This window comes from Nitrosomonas sp. Nm51 (assembly GCF_900111165.1).
In the GTDB taxonomy this organism is placed as follows: Bacteria; Pseudomonadota; Gammaproteobacteria; order Burkholderiales; family Nitrosomonadaceae; genus Nitrosomonas.
The window spans coordinates 1-21,264 of the sequence record NZ_FOGH01000016.1; the positions used below are offsets into that span (position 1 = coordinate 1).

The following is a 21,264-nucleotide window of genomic DNA, read 5'->3' on the forward strand; positions in this document are numbered from 1 at the left end:
GCTGGTCGGCCAGGTGGTTGCATTGAACCGGGTGCAGAAGCTGGTGAAATCGATGATAGGTATCGTGATTGCCGAGGCCAGCTTGCTCAAGTTTGCCCTTCGTCTTCACCAGGCGCTGGCAACCTGGGAGCATCAGGCTACAGCATGGATGCTCGACGCACCAGCAATCAACGTAGACGAAACATCCTTCCGGGTTGATACGAAGAACCACTGGATCCACGTGTATTCTTCAGGTGACATTACGCTCAAGTTCTTGCACCGAAATCGGGGCAAAGCCGCCATTGACGAAATCAACATCATTCCACGCTATGGGGGCGCCATCATACATGACTGCTGGTCATCCTATTTATCGTACCATGACTGTAATCACGGGTTGTGTGGTTCACATTTGTTGCGTGAACTGACCTTCATTGAATGGTAAACGTGGCAAGCTTGCCAAATCCGACGCACACAACCTTCTGGAAAGACTGAAAGTTCATGAAGCCGCGGTACTGCTGTTTGCTAAAGATCCGCATGTGTCGTTCACCAATAACAGAGCTGAACGGGACTTGAGAATGTCAAAGGTTAAACAAAAAGTCTCGGACCTGAAGTGCATTTATCAGTCTGTAACCGAAGAAGAAGCCTTGCTGGCATTGGATCAATTTGCCGCACGCTGGGACGAGAAATATCCGCAGATCAGCCGATCATGGCGCACACATTGGGACAATATTTGCACGCTCTTCAAATACCCCGAGGATATCAGAAAAGCTATCTATACAACCAATGCCATCGAATCACTCAACAGCGTTATTCGGAAAGCGGTCAAAAAACGTAAATTATTTCCAACCGATGGTTCCGCCAAAAAAGTCATCTTTTTGGCAATTCAGGAAGCTTCCAAAAACTGGGCGATGCCGATTAAAAACTGGAAAGCGGCTTTGAACCGGTTTATGATCGAATTCGAAGATCGACTGATTGAGTATGTTTAACCCAGACAGTTACACAGTTTAATTTACAGTCCCTGTGCCGATGTTGTATCGCGCTGTGTCAACTGAACAACCCCCGCCTTTTGACGGGAATTGTTCAGTTTGGTTGTAATTTACTATAAATTAACCAGATTTTCTTCTGGTGATTCTGGCGAAAATTCACCTTTTTTGTATTGCTGTATTCTAATCTTTGTCCTGACAACGCTTTGTTTATAGCGTAATACTGGTTGCCGGTTTCGATAAGTTGTAATGGCGCATCAATTATCCGAGGTCACGGTGGTCATTTTGGCGCCGATAGGAACGCTATGCCATTCTGCAAATGCGAGATCGGTGATAGTGATCACGCTGATTTGTTCATAAAATCCGGAACAAATTCAAAGAATGGAAAATGGTTTGTTATCGGGAGAGAGGCAGTAAAGAAGCGAGGCGAACGTTATTTCAAGTTAAGTATGTGTTATTAGAAAATATTGATCATAAGAGTAAATCAATTATTCTGATGAGTATGATAATATTCCGCTTATAGTGATTGCCTGATCATTATTGAAAACTTTTTGATGTTACATCTGACGCTACGACAACTGACGGTATTTGAGACTGTCGCCCGCCACTTAAGTTTTTCACGGGCTGCGGAGGAGTTGTACCTATCCCAACCTGCTGTTTCAATGCAGATAAAACAGCTGGAGGAAAATGTAGGCTTGCACTTGTTCGAACAAATAGGCAAGCAAATTCATTTAACTGAGGCAGGAAACGAACTCTATCAGTATAGCCGGGATATTTTGCAGCGTTTGTCTGATCTGGAAGTGGCGTTGGACGAACTGAAAGGCATGGAGCGCGGCAAACTCAATATTGCAGTCGTCACTACCGCTAATTATTTTGCTCCGCATCTGTTGGCCAAGTTCTGCCAGCGCTATAGCGGCGTTACGATAAGCCTGAATGTTTCCAACCGTGAGTCAATACTGAAACAGCTCGACGAAAATACGATTGATCTGGCGATTATGGGGCAGCCTCCGGAAAATCTGGATATTACCAGTCAGTCATTTATGGAAAATCCGCTGGTTGTGATCGCGCCACCAAATCATCCGCTTTGTCAAAGACAAAATATTACACTTAAACGTCTGGCTCAGGAAACTTTTCTGGTTCGTGAGCCCGGATCAGGTACACGCAGCGCTATGGAGCGGTTTTTTCAACAACATGACGTTCGTATCAACAAAGGCATGGAAACCGACACAACCGAGGCTATTAAACAGGCGGTGCAGGCGGGCATGGGGTTAGGCATCGTGTCGCTGCATACTGTAGAGCTGGAATTGGAAACAAAACGATTAAAAATTCTCGATATTCAAGGATTTCCAATACATCGTTTCTGGCATGTGGTCAACCGGAAAAACAAGCGCTTGCCTGCATTGGCGCAGACATTCAGAGATTTTTTACTACAGGAGGCCGCCGCGTTGATACATAAATCCGAGAAGACCGATTAAGTGTGATAGTTCAAATCATTCTAAATGGTATAGTCGCCTATTCCTGACCTCGCATGCGCATCGGACCGATATATTGCGATGCGATTACCAGATTATCGATGTATACAAAATACGTGGATGCCGGTTTGGCGGTGCCGCCATGGAAAAAATTGAGCCACAAGCTTTCTATTTTCAGTTCAGTCGTTTCACGAAAGCGGAAATCAGATTTATGAAAGACCTTGCGGCCATCGATCCATACCGTTAACTCGCCATTGGCCATGTCAGGGTCGTTCAGTTTCAAAAATTGTTCAACTGCGTACCAGCGGTTTTTCTGCAACAGACTCAGCGTATTGTTCCAGGAAATCATGTCACCGTAATTTGATTGACTGTCTAGGTGATAGACATAATTGCCAAGCGGAATTGCACCACTGTACTTTGAGTTGGGCGACGCTTGCAGAAAGTAGGCGCCACGCGCTGACCAGCCGTTATAACCGTCAATAGCCCGGCCACCCCACCCAGCCTTGTTGTAAGTACCGGAAAAGCCAGGCATTTTACCGGTCTCGTTCGGTCGCCAGTTATTACCAAAGCGCAGATAATAGCGGAAAAACATTTGTTCCGGTTCGCGGCCAATAAGCTGTTGAAAACGGTAATGGCCGGTAAAACCAAAATTTGTTTTGGGATTAAAGGCGATTTGCAAAGCGCTGCCATCCAGTGGTTCGTAGCGATTGGCGCTGTAATCACCATTGACCAGTTGAAATGTGTCGTGATGACCTAAATCGCTAAGGGATTCTTGCCAGCCGGTATTCAGTGCTAAAAAACTTCGTGACTTATCAAAAGTCTCGGCGAGAATGACGTCGGGATGGTCTGCCAGATTGCGGTCGCCCGGATAATGCCAGGCGATGCCGCGTTCGATTTCGCCGGCCGCAACCATTGGAGCAACTGCGTAGACACCGATCCGTACGTCGCCAAATTGTTTATCGGTGGTTGTTAAGTATAAGCTTGCTTTGGTGATTCTGGTACTGTCCAGTTCCAGAAACTGTTCATTAAACGCAAGCAGGGCGGCGGCATTTGAAGTGACCTGAAATTGAGTTTGATGCCCCAGCGATTGATGCGTTGTAGTCGATAATGTCGCATCGCTGACGACTTCAAATGTTTTAACTTCATTATCGCTTGTATAAATGGCCAAAAAGGGTGCTGCCGTATGGCCGGTTTCAGACGCATTAAAAACAACTGTGCCACGGCCGGATTCCTCTTTCAGATAGGCGCCATGATAACTGTCTGGCTTGTCGAGCCAGTATTTGACCAGCAGGGTAGCATCCAGCGAGACCAGTCTGGCTGCATCAATATCTTCGATAAGCGTAGTTGAAAATGCCGCTTTACCGTACGGTTCACCATGGCGGTCGATCCAGTCACCAAGTTCGCGCCGCCATAACAGTTTTGCAGAACCGTCCGCATAGATAAACGTTGCACCGTCCCTGATTGCTTCGCTGCCCTGTGACCAGTATACATTTCCGAGTGTATTAAAGGAGAGTAAGAGCAGATAGACTGTGATGATGAAATGAAACATAGTATGTAAAAGGTTAGGGTTGGGCAAGCTAGTTTTAATGTATGTATTGTTGCATATAATACACATGCGTGTTAACAATTAATTGTTCAGCGTGTCCAGCCCTGTTATCCCTGTGAATTGTCGCTGATTCGCCGCTGTTACAGGAGCAACGGAAATAATTCACCGATTGTTAACACCTCTCAAATGTGCTTTTCCATATATTCAATTGTCAATCCTGGCACTTTAGGGGCGCCGGTTTTCAACTGTAACGGATAGGCTTGTGCGTTGCCGATGCGCTGATAGCCCCGGCGTTCATAAAATGCGATTAGTTCAGGGCGCTGCGAAACAACAAAAATGCGGATTTTTGCGGCGGTAAGCTGTTGCCTGGCGATGGCTTCAGCCTGACGCAGGATATGCTTGCCTACGCCGCGGCCCTGGTAATCCGGATGCACCGAGAAAAAACCGACATATGCAAAGTACCGTTCTTTTGCCAGATAAATACATGCGGCCAGCAATTGCCGCTGATAAACGACATAAAATTGTGCATCAGGCTTTGCCATTGCTGCGGCAATTTCGTCAAGCGTAGTGCGGTTGCCACCAATGATATGGGTTTCACGGGTCCAGCCGGTTTCTCCGCGATACGTCAAATTGACCAGATCGCAGATGTCGCTGCAGTGGCCGGGGATAGCCTGTTGAAGGGTGAACCGGGAAAAATCGATGGCTTCCGGTTTCAATGTCAGTAGGTGCTAGGTGTTTTTTAAAACAAGCCCAGAACGGGGCTTTTGGTTAGTGCGACCATTACAATATAAATAAAGACGCATTCGGCAGCAACCCAGGCTCTAATTCGTGCCCGACGCGTTTTGCCAAAGCGCATCGCGACCATGCCCAGACCAATGTAGATCAGAATACCGATGACTTTGGCTGTTAGCCAGGCATCTATAAACGGGCTTTGCTGGATTTTAAAGGCCAGAGTAATCGCGCTGGTCAGCAGAATGGTATCGACGGCATGCGGCAGAATCCTGACCCAGCGCTGGCGCAGCATGGGTGAATCCTTGATCAGCCAGATACCGCGTACGAAGAAAAGCAAAAAACTGGTGATTACACTGCCGACATGGATCATTTTGATTAACGCATAACTCATATGCGGCCTCCCGGTATCAGCCAGCCGTGGCTGCCTGCAACCGCGCCGGCGATGGTGATCAGGCTCAGAATGAGCAGAATCATATGCTTGCGCTGGATTCTGGTGAACGTTTGTGCAGTGATATTGGTTTGTGACGGCTGCTTTCGCCGTCTTGATCGCGGTTCAAAGACGAAGAGCATGACGGTAAACAACAGCCAGATCAATACCATGGTATGCATCCACCAGTATTGCCATTGCATGAAACGATGCCAGGCATCGAGAACATAGGTCATATACAAACCACTCAGGCCAACCAGTAACGTCGTATAGCGCGCCTGGGCGGCAAAACGGCGTCTGAAGTCTATAAAAAAGTTCATGGCTTCAGCGGGTGACGCCATGCGCTTCAATCCGGGAAGCAATACCAAAGTGACCATCGCCACGCCACCGATCCAGAGTACGACGCCAATGACGTGCAGTACTCTGGCTAAAATGAGATCATCCATAGTGTGATTGCAGGATGCGGATTAATCGATGACAGCCAGGTTAACTGGCGGCCGATGAGGAACCTTCACGGGTAACCCAGTTAATGGCCTTGTCATAGTCATCGAACACAACCACTTCGGCATCGATAAACAAATTAGATATCCAGGCGCTCCATGCCTGCCATTGATTATCGGTTACAATGGCGATATGACTGAAATCATTGCCATGTTCGTGCATGAATTTGATATCTTCCCAGGCAACGTCAACTGTGTAATCAATCATGTCGCGTAAGTCGACAACGACATTCACTTTTCCTTCGAAGGTGGATTGATAGAGAACCTGGTCTTCAAATGATTTGTAATCGGATAAGGTAAATTCACCAATGACGGCTGCGATAATCAGGCTATTTCGTTTTTGTATGGTAATCATAAGCTCACCTCAGATGATAACAAGCTGATAACAGCTTCATTATCGGCAATTCAATTAAATGGTGCAAATGCTGCATTCGTTTTGTCCGTTGCGTGTAACAGTCAATGATTTTAAAAAGCGGGTTTAAGGGGTTAAAAACCTGCATTTCGTCAATGGCGGGAAGGCGGCAGTATGATATATTCGCTGACATTGTGGTTAAATTGCTCGCTGCTTTTTTATGCACCTAGCATATCAATCAGAATACGTACAGAATTCATTATAAATCAACTATGTCTCTGCTCATTTATAGAATAATAGTCGAATAACCAGTTAGTAGCTTATGGATGCCAACCCGTCAATTATAGCGCGTAAAACATTACTCAGGCTTGCTGAATTAAAAATTCAGCCAACGCCGGATAACTATAACAAAATCTACGATGAAATTGCTGGAAACCCGAACCATCGAATGAGTGCAACTACATTCAAGTTGTTGTCTTCATTTGTGAAGGAATTTCCGCGTCATACACAGGAATTAAATCATTTCGCCAACAAATTGGACCGCGCTATTCAAAATAAAAACTGGAATGAATACAAAAGCGTGTTAATGAAGCTGGCCAAAATGGTTGGAGATTCCGGTCGGCAGCCGGATTCCGCGGAGAATCAGGATCTATCGAACAAAGTTTCCTGGGCGGATACGATTGCCGAACTTTTGAGTCAACTGAACGCCAATCATGCAAAAGTCACGTTAGCCAGAAAACGCGAGGGTTTAAATCAGGTATTAACCGGATCATCAACAGATTCCGCCGGGCTGCAAAAAAAAATTACCGCCTTGATGGAATCATGGGATTATCTGGCGCGTAATGAAGACCAGGTAAATGAAACCGGGGGTACCGATCCAGACAATTTTTTAACGCCGGCAACGGTTGTGAGTGCCAAAAATGATGTTGTAGATGCCACAGACAACCATCGACAGCTGAACCAGGATGTCGATGGTAATACTAATGGCCAGCTGCTGGAATTATTGATGCAGATTTTAGCGCATGTGGCCTCTATAAAAGATACCGATAAATCACTGGGTAGTGAAGCTGAGGCTTTATCACAAAAAATACGGGGGGTTGAGAGTAAACAGGAGTTGGAGCAATTTGTCTTATCCTTTAAACAATTTCTGGACAAGTTTGATTATTTCGTTGAAGGCAATGCAAAGTTGCGGCAATGTTTGTTGCGTTTGCTGGATAAACTTCTGGACAGTACCGGTAAACTTTTCTCGGAGGATGAATGGATAAATAGCCAGATATCCAAATTACGGGCAACAATTCATCGCCCCCTGGATAAGCGCCTGATGATTGAAGCAGAAAATTATCTGGATGAAATCATCCAGAGGCAAAGTATCATCAAACGCAGTCTGGGTGATGCCAAATCTACGTTAAAGCAAATGGTAACCAGCCTGATCAGCAATATTGAAGAATTGTCCGATGAAACGGGTGAATATCATGCGAAAATAGAAGTTTATTCTAAACAGATCAGCGAGACAGATGATTTGCAGTCGCTCAACCATCTGCTGGTTGAAATTATGCAGGACACCCGGAAAATGCAGGAAAGTACACAGGTCTACCGGGACGGATTTTTGTCTGCGCGCGAGGAAGTCGAAGTGGCTCAGGAAAAAATTGTTCAATTGGAAACTGAACTGCAGCAAATGAGCGAAAAGATACACGAAGATCACCTGACCAAGCTGTTAAATCGCCGCGGTCTGGATTTGGCGTTTGAACGTGAAGTGCAGCTTGCACAGCGACAGCAGCGGCCGATCTGTTATGCATTGCTGGACATTGACAATTTTAAAATGCTCAACGATACGCACGGTCATAAGGTTGGCGACGAAGCAATTGTGTATCTGGTGAATGCTGTTAAAAATGTTACACGCAATGAAGATATTGTAGCGCGGTATGGTGGGGAAGAATTCGTCATTCTGTTACCTGACACCGAATTGGCGGAAGCGGTTGACGTCTTGTCCAGAATCAGGCGCGATCTGACCAAAAAGTTTTTTCTCCATGAAAACAAAAGAATTCTGATTACTTTTAGTGCGGGCGTCGCGGAGTACAGGCAGGGTGAGCGGCAGGATCAAATTTTCAAACGGGCGGATGAAGCTTTGTACCTTGCGAAAAAGAATGGCAAAAATTTGATTCTGGAAGCGGCCTAGCTGGACCGGATGTATCGGATTTTAGTCAACTGCACTGTTTTTATGTTTTGCGGATCGTGGTTTTCTTTCTTTTATCGCAATGCCGGTAGCGTGTATTGCGATGCTATTTATTAATTCTGTCATGCGCATCAGTTACACTGGAATAAGATAAGAACAGAACAATTATTTCGCTGTGTATGCCTGCGGCGTAACCGAACACATGGATACAACAGATCTTAAAAATCCGACCTTGTATATCAACCGCGAACTGAGTTTACTTGAATTTAACCGGCGTGTTATCGAGCAGGCGAAAGATGAAAATCTGCCATTACTGGAACGCCTGAAATTTCTCTGCATAGCCAGCACTAATCTGGACGAGTTTTTTGAAATTCGTGTAGCGGGACTCAAACAGCAGATCAAGTACGGCTCAGTTCAGACGGGCGCGGACAATTTGCTGCCCGCAGAGGTGATGACGCGGGTCAGTGAAACGACGCATCAAATCGTCGACGAGCAGTATGAAGTATGGAATAACCTGATGATTCCGGCCATGGCGAAAGATAAAATCAGATTGTTGCGCCGTTCACAATGGAAGCCTGTGGTGAGCCGTTGGGTGCAACGCTATTTCAATGCCGAGGTGTTGCCAATTTTAAGTCCGATCGGACTGGATCCCGCACATCCGTTTCCACGGGTCTTGAACAAAAATCTTTACTTTATTATATCGCTGGAAGGTAAAGATGCTTTCGGTCGTGATTCAGGTCTTGCAATCGTGCAGGCGCCGCGTTCCTTACCGAGAATTGTTCAGATACCAGCTGCACATAGTAACGGAAATCATGATTTTGTCATGCTTTCTTCCATTATTCACGCGCATGTCAAGGATTTATTTCCGGGTATGAGCGTGCTGGGCTGTTATCAATTCAAGGTCACGCGTGACAGTGACTTGCTGATTGATGATGAAGAAGTGGATGATTTGCTGCGCGCGCTGGAAGGAGAGTTGCCTTCACGCAGATTCAGTAACGCGGTGCGTCTGGAAGTCGCAGATAACTGTCCGGACCGTTTAAGTGATTTTTTGCTGCAAAAATTTGAACTGCAGCACGATGATTTGTACAGGGTGTCTGGTCCTGTCAATCTGAGCAGATTGCTTGCCATCTGTGATTTGGTTGACCGTCCTGAGTTCAAGTTTGCCGGATTTAAGCCGGATATTCCCAACCGGTTGCTTAAAAATATCAATATATTCGAGGTACTGCATCATGGCGATATTCTGCTTCATCATCCGTTCCAGTCTTTTGCACCAGTCATAGATTTTGTCCGGCAGGCGTCCGCCGATCCGGATGTGCTGTCAATTAAGCAGACACTTTATCGTACCGGTCCAGAGTCGGCGCTGGTTGAAGCGTTGAAAGTTGCGGCCCGCGCCGGCAAGGAAGTCACGGTAGTGATAGAATTGCGGGCCAGGTTCGATGAGGAAGCGAATATCGAACTGGCCAGTGAACTGCAAAAAGCCGGCGCGCATGTGGTTTATGGCGTTGTCGGTTTTAAAACCCATGCAAAAATGATTCTGGTTGTTCGGCGCGAGGGACGCAGTTTGCGGCGTTATGTACATCTGGGTACCGGTAATTATCATGCCAGGACCGCGCGGCTGTACACCGACTACGGGTTATTGACCTGTGACAAGTCGATTGGTGAAGATGTCAATAAGCTTTTTCATCAATTAACCGGGCTAGGGCGCGCGGGCAAATTAAAGAAACTGCTGCAATCACCTTTTACGCTATACAAAAGTATGCTGGGTTTTATTGAAGGCGAAATCAAAGCGGCGGCAGAAGGAAAAAAAGCCTGGATTATCGCTAAAATGAATGCGCTTACGGACCCTGAAATCATTATGGCATTATACAAGGCTTCCCGGGCAGGCGTTAAAGTCGACCTGATTATCCGCGGTATTTGTTGTCTGCGACCGGGTATTCAAGGTGTGTCTGAAAACATTCATGTGCGCTCTATTGTCGGCCGCTTTCTTGAACATACGCGCGTTTACTATTTTTATAATGGTGGAAAGGAGCGCGTGTTTTGCTCCAGTGCTGACTGGATGGCGCGTAATCTCCATTATCGTGTGGAAGTCAGTTTTCCGATTGAGGAAAAACGCCCGAAAGATTGTGTTGTCGCGTACGGTCTGCTGAGTTATCTTTCAGACAATACACAGGCGTGGGTACTGCAAAGCGATGGCTCGTATAAACGCGGCAAAACAGGTTCACAAAAACCGCGTTCCGCTCAGCAGCATTTACTGGAGCATTATTGTAATTAAGGCTTATTGGAAAGTGAGCGTAAAGCCGGCTGCCTGAAGATAATTCTGCTCGGTTTTCAGATCGGCCAGGGTTAGTGGATGACCAAATAGCCACTGCGGTGGAAAATACAGGTTGATCGTGTCTTCATTTACATCGATGCGAATATCAGGCAGCGGATTATTAGAACGGCTTCTATGCAAAACCGCGGCCAGCCTCAATAGAATACTGAGCCTGATTACGGATTGTTGGGCTTGACTGGAAATGGCTTCAAATTCATCGCGGGGAAATTTTCTGCGATGACTGCGCACCAGTTTTGCCAGCTTGATTTGCTCCTGGCGTGAAAAACCGGCCAGATCGGAATATGTAATTAGATAGCTGCCATGTTGTTGATACTGGGCATGTGCGATAGACAAGCCTATTTCGTGAATCAGCGCACCCCACTGCAGCAGCTTCAGCGCTTCTTTCTTATGTAATGCCCAGTCAACGCTAACCTGATGGAAAAGTTTCTCTGCCGTCTCTTTGACGCGGTTTGCCTGATCTTTGTCTACGCCATAGCGCTGGGAGACATCCATAATGGTTTTGTCGCGTATATCTTCATTGTGCATACGCCCGATCAGATCATATAGCAGACCTTCGCGTAATGCGCCGTCGGAAACGCCAATTTGATCCAGCCCCAATCCTTCAAAAATGCCAGCCAGCACTGCGACGCCACTGGCAAAAACCGGTTTTCTGTGTTCCGATAAACCTTCCAGCTCTATGGCATTGCTATTGCCAAAATCTACCAGTGCATCAATTAATTTAGACAGTGCGTCTGCTGTAATACCGGTTTCACACCATTTTTGCGCCTGTACAACATCCCGTATCGTAGTAATGGTACCGGAAGAACCCAGTACGAGATCCCAACCGGTTTTTTTATACGCGGCCTCAATTGATTCCAGTTCCTGGCGGACGTATAAAGTAGTTTTATTGATTTTTTTGGTTTTGATTTTGCCGTCGTCAAAAAAGCGTTTGCTCATATTGACGCAGCCCATGTAGAGGCTGCCCAAGCTGAAAACCTCAAATCCGCGTCCGATAATCAGCTCTGTGCTGCCGCCGCCGATATCAATCACCAGTCTCTTGTTGACTTCATCGTAGGTGGTATGTGCTACCCCCTGATAGATTAGCCGAGCTTCTTCCTGACCGGCTATGATTTCTATCGGGTGTCCCAAAGCCGAATCTGCAAGTGACAAGAAGTATCCGCCATTACAGGCTTGCCGTACTGTATTTGTACCCACTGCACGTATGTTGGCCTGTGGGATTTCCTTGATGCGTTCGCCAAGGCGTTGCAGGCATGCCAGTGCCCGTTGTATTGAATCCTCCGACAGTTCGTTATTTTCATCAAGTCCGGAAGCCAATCTGACCATTTCTTTAATCCGGTCTATGATTTGCAAACGGCCGTCCGAGTAATTGGCGACAATCATATGAAAACTGTTGGAGCCTAAATCGATAGCTGCATAGGATTCATCTTGTTGCGGTTTCATATATTCAGTCAGGCAGAAAAGCTACGTAAAAAACGCGTGTAAAGATAAGTGCATTCAAACGCGGGACACCATGATACGCCTGTTTTTTAACAAGAATATTCAACGCGCTGCAAAAGATAAAACATTTTGGTGAGTATGACAGCGAAACAGAGAAGCAACGTTTTGATCGTGTTCAGTTAGTGCATGCCGTCATGAACGCTGTCTTTTATGTCATGCGTTTCATGCCGGATGTGATTATGCTCGTGCTCGTGTTCGTGTTCGTGTTCATGTGTATGTGGGTGGTCATCTTCGACATGCGTAAGTTCTATATATTGACTGACAGGCATATCACTCAGTCGCTGAACAAAAAAAGCCATGGCCCAGATAATATCATCGTCGTGTGTTAAACCCCAGGCAGGCATGGCCGTCATTTTAATACCGTTTTTGATGACCCAGAAATAGGCTTTACTTTGTTTTTGCAAGTCTTCAGGGCTGGTTAAAGCGGGACGAACATGAAAAGCGGGTGCTTGCGGGTACAAGCCCTGTGAAAGTTCGGTGGGTTCCTGGCCTGGTGCGAGATGACAGTCGGCACACATCGCATCGTAATGCAGTGCACCTGTCACCATGAATTCAGCTTCGTCCATTGCTGGAACCGTAAGCTGATTTGCGCGTGCTGCAATAGAATTGATACGCATCCATTCAATAAGTTTTTCTGTAACCGGCCAGTGTTTGTCCGTGGCAGCCATGTTATATACGCCTGTGCCCATGATGTATGCCGCTGCTATGAGTGCCGCAAGTAGCAGGCCAAAAATTGCTTTCATTTTTCGCCCTCCTGATTTAAAGCGTTATTATAGATTTACACAATAGCATATTGGAATTAATCACAGGAAATATTAATGCAGTCCGCCGCACGGCTAAAGGCGGCTGCGTAAGGATCTCCGGTTTGATTAACATGCAAGCAGAAATAAATGAAAACTCGGAATGTGTATCGGCTTATACGCCGGTCTCGTCACAGCGATCTGTCAAGCAACGGTGACTTCTTTGGACAGATACACGTCCTGAATCGCGTTAAGTAATTTAATGCCTTCAGCAAACGGTTTTTGGAATGCCTTGCGGCCTGAAATCAAGCCCATGCCGCCGGCACGCTTGTTAATAACAGCTGTTCGTACGGCCTGATGCAGATCGTCGCTACCGGATTCGCCCCCAGAATTAATCATGCCAATGCGGCCCATGTAGCAGTTGGCGATTTGATACCGCACCAGATCTACTGGATGATCTGTAGTCAGTTCGTCATACACTCTGGGACTGGTTTTGCCGAATTTCAATGCCATGTAGCCGCCATTGTTGACAGCCATTTTTTGTTTGATAATGTCTGCGCCGATGGTTGCTGCCAGATGGTTGGCCTGTCCCGTCAGGTCGGCGCTGACATGATAATCTTTTTCCGCAGTTTTGAACGCCGCGTTACGTGTATATGCCCATAATATGGCCGCCATACCCAAATCATGTGCGTGTTCGAAAGCCTCGGTGATTTCCTGAATCTGGCGGCGCGATTCCGCAGATCCGAAGAACACAGTAGCGCCGACTGCACAAGCGCCCATGTCGAAAGCCTGATCGACACTGGCAAAAAGTGTCTGATCGTAATGGTTGGGGTAGGTCAGCAGTTCATTATGGTTAATCTTCAGAATCATCGGTATTTTGTGCGCGTATTTGCGCGCAATACTGCCTAGAACGCCCAACGTGGAGGCGACACCGTTACAACCGCCTTCGATGGCTAATTCAGCGATTTTTTCCGGATCAAAGAACATGGGGTTGGGTGCAAATGAAGCGCCGGCAGAATGTTCTACGCCTTGATCAACCGGCAGCAGGGATACGTAGCCGGTTCCTGCTAGCCGTCCGTGATTGTAGAGTGCTTGAAGATTGCGCAATACGCTTGCTTTGCGGTTGTTGTCAATCAATACGCGGTCAATAAAGTCCGGACCCGGCAGATGAAGCGTTTCTTTAGGGATGCTTTGACAGACATGATTGAGCAGCTTGTCGGTTTCATCTTTCAGGATGGTGGCGATGCTCGTCATTTTTTCTCCTTTTGATTGCCAGATTGAAACAAAAGTGACGTACGAATTATTCGAAAACAATCATTTGTCAAATTCTTGACGAATCCTAACATGATTCAATATTAGCATGTAATCCTCAGGAGCCACGAATAAATAAGTGTGACAATCGGGCGCGTCTGGCGGGATGCAATGCAAGGCGGGAGGATGAGTCATGGCACAAGCTATGGCGACGACGAACAACGCCGCAGCGTGCCCGCCAGGTGCGAATCCAGGTGTTACAGTTATTTATGAACGACTCCTTAGCTAATACATTGATCGTTCAGTATACTGAATCGTAAGCGTCCAACCCCACCATCTATAAATCAGAATCTGATCTGTTTATCCTCGGGTATTTTCAAAGGAGGATGAACGATGATTACACAGAAACAACAGTTGCGTCATATCAGGGCGTGGCAGTTTGGCGGATTGTCGCAGACGGCTTATTGTCGTGAGCATGATTTGAACAGCAAGACCTTTGGAAATTGGCTGCGGGCTTACCGGGGAACGCAATTGCGTAATCAGCCGGGATCAATGATACCGGTGACGGTTACACCGGCTGTGCCGGTTACGGATTACCTGAAGCTGCATTGTTCAGGCGGTTATACACGCGAAGTGCCGGCGAATGTATCACCGCATTGGCTGGGCGAATTGTTGAAATGTCTGGGCTGATAAAGGATAACTGTCAGGCATCTCAAGACTGGGTAACCTTGAATCAATTGGAGAGTTTCATCAAGTGCTTTTTGAATTTTTCAGCTGGCATTGGCTTGGCATAATAATATCCCTGACCGAATTTGCATTTTTCCATTTGTAAAAAATCATGCTGCTCACCGGATTCAACGCCTTCTGCAATGACTTCAAGTCCAAGCGATTTCCCCATGCTCAGGATAGCTCGCGCAATTGCTACATCATTAGTATCGTCGGGCAGGTCCTGAACAAAAGATTTATCTAATTTTAATTTAGTGACAGGCAGACGTTTTAAATAACTGAGCGATGAATATCCAGTACCAAAATCATCAATTGCGATCCCGAATCCCAAATCGCGTAATCGATTCAATGTGGAGTCTGCGTCATCACTTGCTTTCATAATGACGCTCTCTGTAATTTCAAGCGTAATGATTTCTGGCGGGCATTCGGTAGCACTCAGGGTATTATCGATACTTTTCTTAAAATTGCAAGAGGCCAGTTGTTTTCCAGATACATTAACAGATAATATGCCTGGGTTGAGATTCGCTTCAAACCAAGACTTCATCTGTTGAAATGCCTGCTGTAAGACCCATCCACCTAATGTAAAAATCAGATCGTTGTCTTCAGCCACGGACACGAATTTGTCCGGTGGAATCCAGCCAAGTTCGCTATGTTTCCATCTTAGTAAAGCTTCTGCACCAACATAGTCACCAGAGTCGAAATCTATGATGGGCTGATAATAAAGCTGCAAGTTGTTTTTCTGCAGAGCGTCCCGCAAATCGGTCGACAATCGCATGCGCTCATGGACCCGTTTGGACATTTCGTGCGTATAAAAGTGAAAATGGTTACGCCCGGCTTCTTTTGAGCGATACATAGCAAGGTCAGCATGCTTGAGCAAGCTTTCGATATCTGTTCCATCATCCGGAAACAGAGTTATTCCGATACTTGCTGAAATATAGACTGGTCCGCTTGGTAATTCGAATGGGTTTTCCAGGATTTTTAAAATCTTTTCTGCCACCAACCGAGCATTATCTTCGTTAACATCGTCTTCAATCAGCACCGTAAATTCATCCCCGCTAAGTCGGGATACGGTATCAGTCGCCCGCATGATTGAGGTGAGTTTCTGTGCTACCTTGCAAAGCAATTCATCGCCAATGTGGTGACCATGCGTATCGTTAATTTGCTTAAAGTGGTCGAGGTCAATGAATAACAGAGCAAGTTTGGTTTGGTTACGCTTGGCTTGTGCCAGCGCATGTTTCAGCCGTTCGGTAAAGAGGGCACGGTTCGGCAGTTGCGTCAATGCATCGTAATGTGCAAGATGATTAATGCGTTCATGATAATGCTTTTGCTCGCTGATATCATACATAACAGCAATATAATGGTCTGTATTGCCAGTCGGGTCCTTTAGTGTTGAAATGCTTAACCATACCGGAACAATATGGCCGTCTTTATGCCGATCCCAGATTTCACCGTGCCAGAATCCTTCTTTATGAATTTTCTTCCACATTGCACGGTAAAAATCATCGTCGTGCCGGTGTGATCTTAAAATTCGGGTATGCTTGCCAACAACATCTTCGGATTTGTAGCCCAGGATGTTTTCGAATGCTTTATTGACTTTTATAATGATAGCCTTATCATCAGTAATGATGATACCGTCGAGGGCGTTAGAAAACACATTCGCGGCAAGCCGTAATTCTTCTTCTGATTTTTTTCGTTCGGAAATATTCTGGATCAGCGCAATAAAGTATTTTGGCGTTCCGGAGTAATCTTTAATTGTTGCCTTATGCAAGTTTGCCCAAATGACGCTTCCCCTTTTGTGAATAAAACGTTTTTCCAGATAGTGATTATCTATCTTTCCGGAAAGCATTTCATCAGCGTAGCTTAATGTGGTCTGTAAATCGTCTGAATGGGTGACTGAATACACATCCCGCCGGAGCAACTCTTCCTGGGAATAGCCAAGAATCTCGCATAATGCCGGATTAACATCCACAAAGTGCCCCTCGGTTGACTGCAAGCAAATGCCAATGGGCGCATGCTGCATTGCCTGGCTGAACTTGACTTCACTTTCATGAAACGCCGCCTCGGCGGTATGCTGCGCGCTGATATTGTTGAACAGAAGAATGGCGCCCGCTATTTCATTCTGACTGTCACAATACGGCATGACGTATAACTGAAAAACTCTGTCTGTTTCAGGGTGTGTGATTCTGTTCTCAAACCGGGCATTTTCCCGAATTACCTTGTGTACTTGATTATATAGTCCGGGGATTTCAATTAGCCACTGGACACTATTAAGTAAACTGTTCTCCATAATGCTGTCCAGTGTAGCCACCTCGGTGCAGGCGCTATTGGTCTGGGTAATCCGTAACTGTCTGTCGACCACTATTAATGGAAAATCCAGGCTTTGTTTGACGTTAACGAGGTCCGAACTGGTTTTTTCGAGTTCGGCTGTTTTTACCTGCAACTCTTCGTTGACTGTCAACAGTTCTTCATTGGTTGATTGCAGTTCTTCATTCGAGGTTTGCAGCTCTTCATTGGTTGATTGCAGCTTCTCGTTTGCCGACTGCATCTCTTCATTCAACGACTGAAGTTCTTCATTGGACGTTTCCAGTTCCTCAACAACTATGTTCAGGTGCGTGCGTGTATTGGTTAGCTCTTTTTCCAGCTCGTTGATAATAAGGCTGTCACGTTCTGCGTCGGCTGAAATATTGACAATTGAATTCGATTTATCACCATGTTGCTCGCTGATAGCAATGAAAGACACAAGAAGTAAAGACTCTTTACCATGTTCTAATGGACGTACTGCAATTTTTACAGGACAACGCTTGCCGTTAATTTCAACCGACCTGATGGAGCCCTCGGCCGGTTCAGACTTGCGGCGGCTTCGATATACCAGCGCTCTTAGTTCAGTGCGCAAGGAAGCCGGAATCAAGTCGAATAAATACATCTCGGCCTTGCCCTTGGGAAAATTAAGATATGACTTCAGGTTGCCTTCGAAATGTACGATGCTGTTACCTTCGTCGATGACCAGCGAAGGAGGGGCATAACATTGCGTCAGCTCTTCCAGTGTTCTCATGGTGATGTAGTCGGTGCTGGTGGCAATGTTGACCAACGAATCGCTTTTCTCCGAAGATATGGTTGGCACTTCCTGCGATATTGGCAGAGAGTAATGCATGGCAGAACCGCTGGGCATATATATGTGCGCTTTATAGTTTATCGTTTCGAATAGATCTTTGTGTAAATCCAGGTTTTCAGATTTGCCGAGAAACAGGTAGCCGTCTTTATTTAATGCATAGTGAAATACCTGCAGCACCTTCTTTTGGGTATCAGGCGTCAAATAAATCAAAAGATTCCGGCAACTGATCAGGTCTAATCGGCCAAATGGCGGATCTTCAATGACATTCTGACGTGTGAAGACAATCCGGTTTCGGATACTTTTTACAATGCGTCGATGGTCGCCTGTTTTCTCGGTGTACGCATCAAGCAGTGATTTTGGCACAGTTTCCAGTTCGCTGACCGGATAAAGGGCTGCGCGTGCGCGATCAACGGCCGCATCATCCAGGTCTGAAGCGAAGATCATGTATTGCAGGTCAGTTCGCTGTTGTTTTAGAATCGATTCTTCAAACAGCATTGCAATGCTGTAGACTTCTTCACCCGAGGCGCATCCCGGTATCCAGCAGCGAATGATGTTGTGATTGGCCTGGGAATTAACAATTTTGTCGATTATGAGTTCCAGTGCAGCAAAAGCTTCCTTGTCCCGGAAAAAATACGTCACACTGATAAATGTGTCACGTATGAGCAGATGCGCTTCCTCCTTGTTCGCTCTCAGGTATTTGGTATAGTCGCTCAGCGAGTGGATTCCCAAAATACTCATACGCCTTGCTATCCGTCGCTGGACTGTGGCTGACTTATAGGCGTCCAATTTGAATGCCGTGTAGTTTCGTACCAGATTGTAGATCTGGCCGTATTCATCGGTTTTGTCTTCCGTAGTCGTCAGCAGTTCTGTGAAATCGGTAGGGTGATCCAGCAGGCGCGGTAGTACCTTGCCGATGTCCGAAGAAGTTAATGTCAAATCCACGCTTCCGGTATAAAGTGCCGCTTTCGGCATTCCATCATACTTGGCTGTTTCGGGATTTTGGGCTATGGTAATTCCGCCGGCTTCTTTGATCGCTTTTATTCCGGATGCGCCATCGGAACCGGTTCCCGACAGGATAATGCCGATGGCATGCTCTTTCAGTTCGTCGGCAAGCGAGAAAAAGAACCGGTTGACAGATGGCTTTGGGCCAATAGAATGTTGTGGCTTTACCAGACGAAACAGCCCCTTGTCCAAAACAACGTCATTATTCGGCGGTGTAATATAAACATTTTTGGGTTCCGGCAGTTGCTGATCTTTTAAATCCTGAACGGTTAGGTGCGTCAAAGGTGACAACAGGTTTATCAGCATACTCACGTGTGTAGGTGAGACATGCTGGGCAATCACATAAGACAGGCAGTCTGATTCCGGCAATGATTCCATTAGATCGCGCAGCGCTTCAAGGCCCCCGGCTGATGCACCAATACCCACTAATCTAAGATTGTTGGGATTAATCTTGTTTCCACGTTGTTTTGCCTTGGAATTCTTTCGCATAAGTTTTCTCCCGGGTAAGTCTTGGGAGTCGTTCATAAATAACTGTAACACTTGGATTGTATCTGGCGGGCACACTGCGGCGTTGTTCGTCGTCGCCATAGCTTGTGCCATGACTCATCCTCTCACCTTGCATTGCATCCCGCCAGACGCGCCCGATTGTCACACTTATTTATTCGCGGCTCCTAACAAAGCCTTTCAGTAACTTGTACTGATATTTTGTCACAAATACAAAATGATACTGTATCTTGAAAACTGTATAAAAGAATATATCCTGGAGTTGTTTTGTCTGTCTACTCTTGGATCTTCAATACCTGAAAAATGGTGAATGATTGATGATATTGGTTTATCTATCATTTGAATTCAAATGATAGATCCAATACCTCAACCAAGTTCTATTTTCAAGTGTTTTTGAGCCCGATTGCCCTGTTCACCTCCCGCTGCTTGATTGCTAAAATCTTAGATTGACATATTATGACGGCGTTGAGTGGGAGGAATTGGGCTAGATGGTCGTAATGGACGCATACATTGAATCCGTAAACGTGCCGAACCGGTAGCATGTGCCATGGCGGAAATTTAAAATCGTTCTGTTTTTCAGAAAACCCCGTTTGTGTTGCATGGAGCCGCCTTGCCGTTGAAGGTTTTTTGTTTCCTTCAGCGTGCCGATGCAGTATTGGGTTAAACCATTAACACAGAGATACAATCAGGTTGATTGATTCTGAGCCTGTTTTATTTTTGCAATGCGCGCTTCGCGTACTTTTGTATTGATGGCAGCAGGTAGTAAAGCGTAATCGGTTATCTTTTTTTGGAGTATGCCGGCGATTTCTCCCGCGTTTACACTGCGGGCAGCCGACAGAGCTCTGTTTAAACGGTCAGCGGGTGGATAAGCTTCGCGCGTGAAACCAGGGCGGCCATGAAAATCGCATGCACAGGCCTGCAGGAATTCCTTGAAGCGGTACGGTTTGCGGTAGGCGTCAGCAGCCTGAAATAAATCCGCAACTGCCGATGGCTTGAGCGTTTCGGCGCAGTGCACTTTTCCGTGGAATTGTGCCACCAGAATGGCCAGATCGCGTGAATCCTTGGGTATACGGATGCGTTCGCATAAATCTACAATCAGTTGCATGCTTCGTTGTTCATGCCCAATGTGTCGCGGCCATAATTCCTGTGGAGTGAGACCTTTGCCAAGATCGTGGAGTAACACGGCAAAGCGCACCGGCAGGGAATAATTCTGTTTGGCGGCGTGGTCGATTGCCAGCATGGTATGCAATCCGGTATCAATTTCCGGATGTGCTTGAGGGGATTGCGGCACACCAAACAAAACGTCTATTTCAGGTAGTATGCGAGACAAAGCGCTGCATTCGCGCAGTATATAAAACATACGTGACGGGTTTTTTTCCATTAACCCCCTGGAAATTTCCTGCCAAACCCGTTCCGGTACCAGCGCCTCCACTTCACCGTTGTGTACCATCTCATTCATCAGGTTAAATGTTTCGGGTGCAATACGGAAACTGAAGCGTGCGGCAAAACGTGCCGTGCGAAGTATGCGTACGGGGTCTTCTGAAAAAGCAGGACTGATATGACGAAGAATACCCGCTTCAAGATCGGCAACACCATTGAACGGATCGATGATGTTTCCAGCTTCGTCTTTGGCAATCGCATTAATGGTCAAGTCGCGGCGAACCAGGTCTTGCTGCAATGTGACTTCTGGAGTAGTGAAAATCTCGAAGCCTTTGTAGCCGCGCGATATTTTGCGTTCAGTGCGTGCCAGTGCATATTGCTCTTTGGTTTCGGGATGCAAAAAAACCGGAAAATCCTTGCCGACGGGGCGAAACCCGAGCTTTTCCATTTCCTCGGGTGTGCTGCCGACCACTACATAATCATGATCTTTTACGGGCAATCCCAGTAACTCGTCGCGTACCGATCCGCCAACCAAATAAGTTTTCAAAGTAAAGCG

At 46.4% G+C, this 21,264-nt stretch carries 17 protein-coding genes; 6 read left to right on the top strand and 11 right to left on the bottom strand.

What is annotated here, in order from left to right; genetic code table 11:
• The 3 genes from BMY60_RS07290 to BMY60_RS07300 all read left to right on the top strand — a co-directional run.
• Window positions 1–421, top strand: a 421-nt coding sequence (locus BMY60_RS07290) for an IS66 family transposase (RefSeq protein ID WP_177166621.1), incomplete at its 5' end; no start/stop codon positions are given.
• Window positions 411–965 carry a transposase gene (locus BMY60_RS07295; protein ID WP_177166622.1) on the top strand — a complete coding sequence of 185 codons (555 nt, stop codon included), beginning with the start codon at window positions 411–413 and terminating at the stop codon, window positions 963–965. The genes BMY60_RS07290 and BMY60_RS07295, both read left to right, overlap by 11 nt.
• Before the next feature lie 551 nt (window positions 966–1,516).
• A complete protein-coding gene (locus BMY60_RS07300; RefSeq protein WP_090332548.1) occupies window positions 1,517–2,437 on the top strand; it encodes a LysR family transcriptional regulator in 921 nt (306 codons plus the stop codon).
• A gap of 37 nt (window positions 2,438–2,474) precedes the next feature.
• On the opposite strand, the gene BMY60_RS07305 is transcribed toward BMY60_RS07300, so the two are convergent.
• From BMY60_RS07305 to BMY60_RS07325, 5 genes are all read right to left on the bottom strand, one after another.
• A complete protein-coding gene (locus tag BMY60_RS07305; RefSeq protein WP_090332549.1) occupies window positions 2,475–3,983 on the bottom strand; it encodes a polysaccharide lyase in 1,509 nt (502 codons plus the stop codon).
• 179 nt (window positions 3,984–4,162) lie between these two features.
• A complete protein-coding gene (locus tag BMY60_RS07310) occupies window positions 4,163–4,696 on the bottom strand; it encodes a GNAT family N-acetyltransferase (RefSeq protein WP_256250748.1) in 534 nt (177 codons plus the stop codon).
• A 23-nt stretch (window positions 4,697–4,719) separates the two neighbouring features.
• Window positions 4,720–5,103 carry a SirB2 family protein gene (locus tag BMY60_RS07315; RefSeq protein ID WP_090332551.1) on the bottom strand — a complete coding sequence of 128 codons (384 nt, stop codon included), beginning with the start codon at window positions 5,101–5,103 and terminating at the stop codon, window positions 4,720–4,722.
• On the bottom strand, window positions 5,100–5,585 hold the full coding sequence (locus tag BMY60_RS07320; RefSeq protein WP_090332554.1) for a hypothetical protein: 486 nt from the start codon (window positions 5,583–5,585) through the stop codon (window positions 5,100–5,102). The genes BMY60_RS07315 and BMY60_RS07320 overlap by 4 nt, the downstream gene beginning before the upstream one ends.
• Before the next feature lie 40 nt (window positions 5,586–5,625).
• Window positions 5,626–5,994, bottom strand: a complete 369-nt coding sequence (locus BMY60_RS07325) for a SpoIIAA family protein (protein WP_090332555.1) — start codon at window positions 5,992–5,994, stop codon at window positions 5,626–5,628.
• 319 nt (window positions 5,995–6,313) lie between these two features.
• On the opposite strand from BMY60_RS07325, the gene BMY60_RS07335 reads away from it, so the two are divergent.
• Both BMY60_RS07335 and ppk1 read left to right on the top strand, forming a co-directional pair.
• Window positions 6,314–8,167 carry a GGDEF domain-containing protein gene (locus BMY60_RS07335; protein WP_090332558.1) on the top strand — a complete coding sequence of 618 codons (1,854 nt, stop codon included), beginning with the start codon at window positions 6,314–6,316 and terminating at the stop codon, window positions 8,165–8,167.
• Window positions 8,168–8,366: 199 nt separating this feature from the next.
• The gene (gene ppk1 / locus BMY60_RS07340) at window positions 8,367–10,436 is read left to right on the top strand and encodes a polyphosphate kinase 1 (protein ID WP_090332560.1); all 2,070 of its coding nucleotides are present in this window, start codon (window positions 8,367–8,369) and stop codon (window positions 10,434–10,436) included.
• A gap of 3 nt (window positions 10,437–10,439) precedes the next feature.
• Here the strand turns inward: ppk1 and ppx are convergent, their stop codons facing one another.
• The 3 genes from ppx to BMY60_RS07355 all read right to left on the bottom strand — a co-directional run bounded on the left by ppx (window position 10,440) and on the right by BMY60_RS07355 (window position 13,987).
• A complete protein-coding gene (gene ppx, locus BMY60_RS07345) occupies window positions 10,440–11,936 on the bottom strand; it encodes an exopolyphosphatase (protein ID WP_090332561.1) in 1,497 nt (498 codons plus the stop codon).
• A 176-nt stretch (window positions 11,937–12,112) separates the two neighbouring features.
• Window positions 12,113–12,736, bottom strand: a complete 624-nt coding sequence (locus BMY60_RS07350) for a c-type cytochrome (RefSeq protein WP_090332563.1) — start codon at window positions 12,734–12,736, stop codon at window positions 12,113–12,115.
• Between the two features lie 201 nt (window positions 12,737–12,937).
• Window positions 12,938–13,987 carry a class I fructose-bisphosphate aldolase gene (locus tag BMY60_RS07355; RefSeq protein WP_090332564.1) on the bottom strand — a complete coding sequence of 350 codons (1,050 nt, stop codon included), beginning with the start codon at window positions 13,985–13,987 and terminating at the stop codon, window positions 12,938–12,940.
• A gap of 390 nt (window positions 13,988–14,377) precedes the next feature.
• Here BMY60_RS07355 and BMY60_RS07360 point away from each other — a divergent pair, with 390 nt between their 5' ends.
• Window positions 14,378–14,674 (top strand): IS66 family insertion sequence element accessory protein TnpA, encoded by a 297-nt coding sequence (locus BMY60_RS07360; RefSeq protein ID WP_090332566.1) that lies wholly within the window; start codon window positions 14,378–14,380, stop codon window positions 14,672–14,674.
• A 43-nt stretch (window positions 14,675–14,717) separates the two neighbouring features.
• Here the strand turns inward: BMY60_RS07360 and BMY60_RS07365 are convergent, their stop codons facing one another.
• The 3 genes from BMY60_RS07365 to BMY60_RS07375 form a co-directional block, all read right to left on the bottom strand.
• The gene (locus tag BMY60_RS07365) at window positions 14,718–19,313 is read right to left on the bottom strand and encodes an EAL domain-containing protein (protein WP_177166623.1); all 4,596 of its coding nucleotides are present in this window, start codon (window positions 19,311–19,313) and stop codon (window positions 14,718–14,720) included.
• The gene (locus tag BMY60_RS15725; RefSeq protein WP_177166624.1) at window positions 19,270–19,431 is read right to left on the bottom strand and encodes a hypothetical protein; all 162 of its coding nucleotides are present in this window, start codon (window positions 19,429–19,431) and stop codon (window positions 19,270–19,272) included. Before BMY60_RS15725 ends, BMY60_RS07365 begins: the two co-directional genes overlap by 44 nt.
• A 582-nt stretch (window positions 19,432–20,013) precedes the next feature.
• A complete protein-coding gene (locus BMY60_RS07375) occupies window positions 20,014–21,255 on the bottom strand; it encodes a multifunctional CCA addition/repair protein (RefSeq protein WP_090332570.1) in 1,242 nt (413 codons plus the stop codon).
• Window positions 21,256–21,264 lie beyond the last annotated feature (9 nt).